The 2,437-nt window shown below is 38.6% G+C and carries 4 protein-coding genes; 1 reads left to right on the forward strand and 3 read right to left on the reverse strand.

From position 1 onward, the window contains the following. Nucleotides 1–155: DUF2382 domain-containing protein (locus tag ACN6NE_RS30905; RefSeq protein WP_474328616.1), on the forward strand; the 155-nt coding region annotated here is incomplete at its 5' end. Between the two features lie 24 nt (nucleotides 156–179). Here the strand turns inward: ACN6NE_RS30905 and ACN6NE_RS30910 are convergent. Genes ACN6NE_RS30910 through ACN6NE_RS30920 form a run of 3 tightly spaced genes read right to left on the reverse strand, consistent with a single transcriptional unit; the run spans nucleotide 180 to nucleotide 1,822 of the window. Next, nucleotides 180–590, reverse strand: coding sequence for a YolD-like family protein (locus tag ACN6NE_RS30910; protein WP_474329405.1), 411 nt, complete (start codon nucleotides 588–590; stop codon nucleotides 180–182). Then, nucleotides 574–1,005, reverse strand: a complete 432-nt coding sequence (locus ACN6NE_RS30915; RefSeq protein WP_474329407.1) for a DinB/UmuC family translesion DNA polymerase — start codon at nucleotides 1,003–1,005, stop codon at nucleotides 574–576. The genes ACN6NE_RS30910 and ACN6NE_RS30915 overlap by 17 nt, the downstream gene beginning before the upstream one ends. Before the next feature lie 28 nt (nucleotides 1,006–1,033). Further along, nucleotides 1,034–1,822, reverse strand: a complete 789-nt coding sequence (locus tag ACN6NE_RS30920; RefSeq protein WP_474329409.1) for a Y-family DNA polymerase — start codon at nucleotides 1,820–1,822, stop codon at nucleotides 1,034–1,036. Nucleotides 1,823–2,437 lie beyond the last annotated feature (615 nt).

Below are 2,437 nucleotides of genomic sequence, written 5' to 3' on the forward strand. Positions count from 1 at the left end.
CAAAGGAACCAGTCGTAACAGAAGAAGTAGTTGTAGGTAAACGACGAAAAGAGAAAAATGAAAAAGTATCGGAGACTTTAAAGAAAGAAGAAGTAAATATTAAAAATCAAGAGAGGCCTCTGACATCTCATCATAACGAAAAGTTCAATAAATAAATAAAATTCAAGTTTTTGAGCATACTAAGATAATAGGAACCCCAATTCCTTATATTCCCTTAAGTATGTGTTTTTAGAAAAGCTACTCATTTGAGTAGCTCTTTTTTTTATAAAACAAAAATGAAGATCAAGTAGCTCACTTAACCTCAATTTATTTTTTAACTCAAATACATCATCAATAAAAATAAATAAATCTCCAAGGGAATCAACAAACTGAATGAACCCCTTCTCTGTGATGCATTGGCCTTTCTTATAATAGGTAAGGTACACTTGTTTATTTGTATGTAAGGCTTCAATTAAGGTGAAATTCATCTGTTCCATTTGCTCTTCTGTTAATAGGGGTTGATCTACCTCTAGTTGCTTGTTTATAACTTCCTTTAATCCTATGTATTCCTCTGGTCTGCGTGTATCTTCCTTCTTAAGCTTTATGACCACCCATAAGACCGTTTCGATAACGAGCTGTTGAATGCTCAAGATGACTTGAAGCTCGCAGCACACTATTCTTGCCATAACGCATACGAATGTCATCAATCGTTTTCGCAAGGGCATAGGCGCTTTCTCGCTGATCGATGTCCTCAAATAAGCTCATTTGCTCTTCTTCTTGAATGCTTGTGTTCGATAATGAAATGCCAATGGAGCGAATCGGCATCCCACTATCATAGGTATGTAAAATGGTTAAACAATAAGGAAAGATATCTTGGCTTAAATTCGATGCTCTCCCCATTTTCTTTTGCCTGGAGAAGCCTCCACCAGTTTGTTTGCTGTAGCCAATGGATAAATGGACGGTTTGGGCCACCACTTGATGCATCCGTAAACGAAAACACACATCGTCTAATAGCTCCAATAGCAATAACTCTACTTCTTTTCGGTTTGTATAATCACGAAAGAGAATCTGACTCTTTCCAAAGACGAGAGCTAGGAATGTACACATCAGAAATGCGACTGTAATCAATGCCAGTCGCATGTTGGTGAAGCTCTTCTCCCAAGATGCCAAACTCTTTTTGCAACATCTCCTTCGAAGAAAGAGCGAGTTCTTTGATGGTGTGAATGCCTAACTGGTGTAAGCGTCTTTCCGTAGCAGACGAGATTCCCCAGAAATCCTTCATTGGATGAATGGACCACAACTTAAAGGGAATATCCTCATATCGCCAATACACAACCCCTGTTGGGCTATTCTTGGCCTCATGATCTAAGCTCACCTTCGCTAGTAAGAGATTAGGGCCAATTCCTGCAGTAGCTGTCAGCCGTGTTTTTCGATAAATTTCATTGATGATTTTATGGGCTAATTCTTCTGGTGTATCAGCGAATAAATGCAAAGAAGCTGTCGCATCAATAAACAACTCATCAATGCTATACGCATGAAAATCCTCAGGAGCCACATACTGTAACACCAAACTAGAAATATAGTTCGAAGCCTTGATATATCGCTCCATGGATGGATTCACAACATGGATACCTTTCCTTTTAGGAATGTCGAAAAGACGACTTCCTGTTTTGATCCCTTCTTTCTTTAATAAGGGTGTGGCAGCTAACACAACCGACCCCGACCGTTTAATATCTCCTACAACCGCAAGCTTTGTCTTTAACGGATCCAATCCCCGTATGACAGAGGAAACTGAGGATAACGATAGGTAGCCTAGTAAGTGTAAAATCTGGTATGATTCCATTCTCTTTTGAGCTTTCCCCCGTTCCACACCGTGCGTGAGACTTTCACCTCACACGGCGCTCCAGCAATTCCTAAGTTTGATTTCTACTAAGTCATAAACATTTCATTGGTTTAGTTCATTAGAACAAAGTTAGTTGTTCATAGTAAGTTTTGTTAGTACAGATTGAATTGTTTCCCACAAGAAATCGCAGTTTATTTAATTTCTCGATTTGTTTATCTGTCATTTTTAGTTTGTCCACTAGCTTTTTTGCCAGAGGTTCGTTAGTTAGATGTATCAGCTTATGAATTTCTGATTTTACGAGAATAAGATTTGCATAGTTGTCGTCCTGCGTTTCGCTCCATAATCGTTTGTGATGACAGTGCATGTATGTCAGTTCAAGTTTTTCATTCATAACCCCACACCTTCCGTTTTGTGCAACGAATAGGGAGATTCGATTATCATTGAACTCAATTGTTGCTCTGTCATTAATTACTGGATGTTCCCTTAGTCACCTTAATTCTGCTTCGGTCACGTTTTCCAGTCCTTTATGGATTAGTTTACGTCCTTCTGATGTGTACTTATTAATAGCTATACGTTTACTCATAGGATTCTTATGCAGAACATACGCAAAAGGAA

It is taken from the genome of Priestia sp. 53B2, from assembly GCF_056099005.1.

Coding starts and splice junctions, on each gene's coding strand:
- ACN6NE_RS30920 (WP_474329409.1), bottom strand. CDS start 1,822: ATGGAATCATACCAGATTTTACACTTACTAGGCTACCTATCGTTATCC.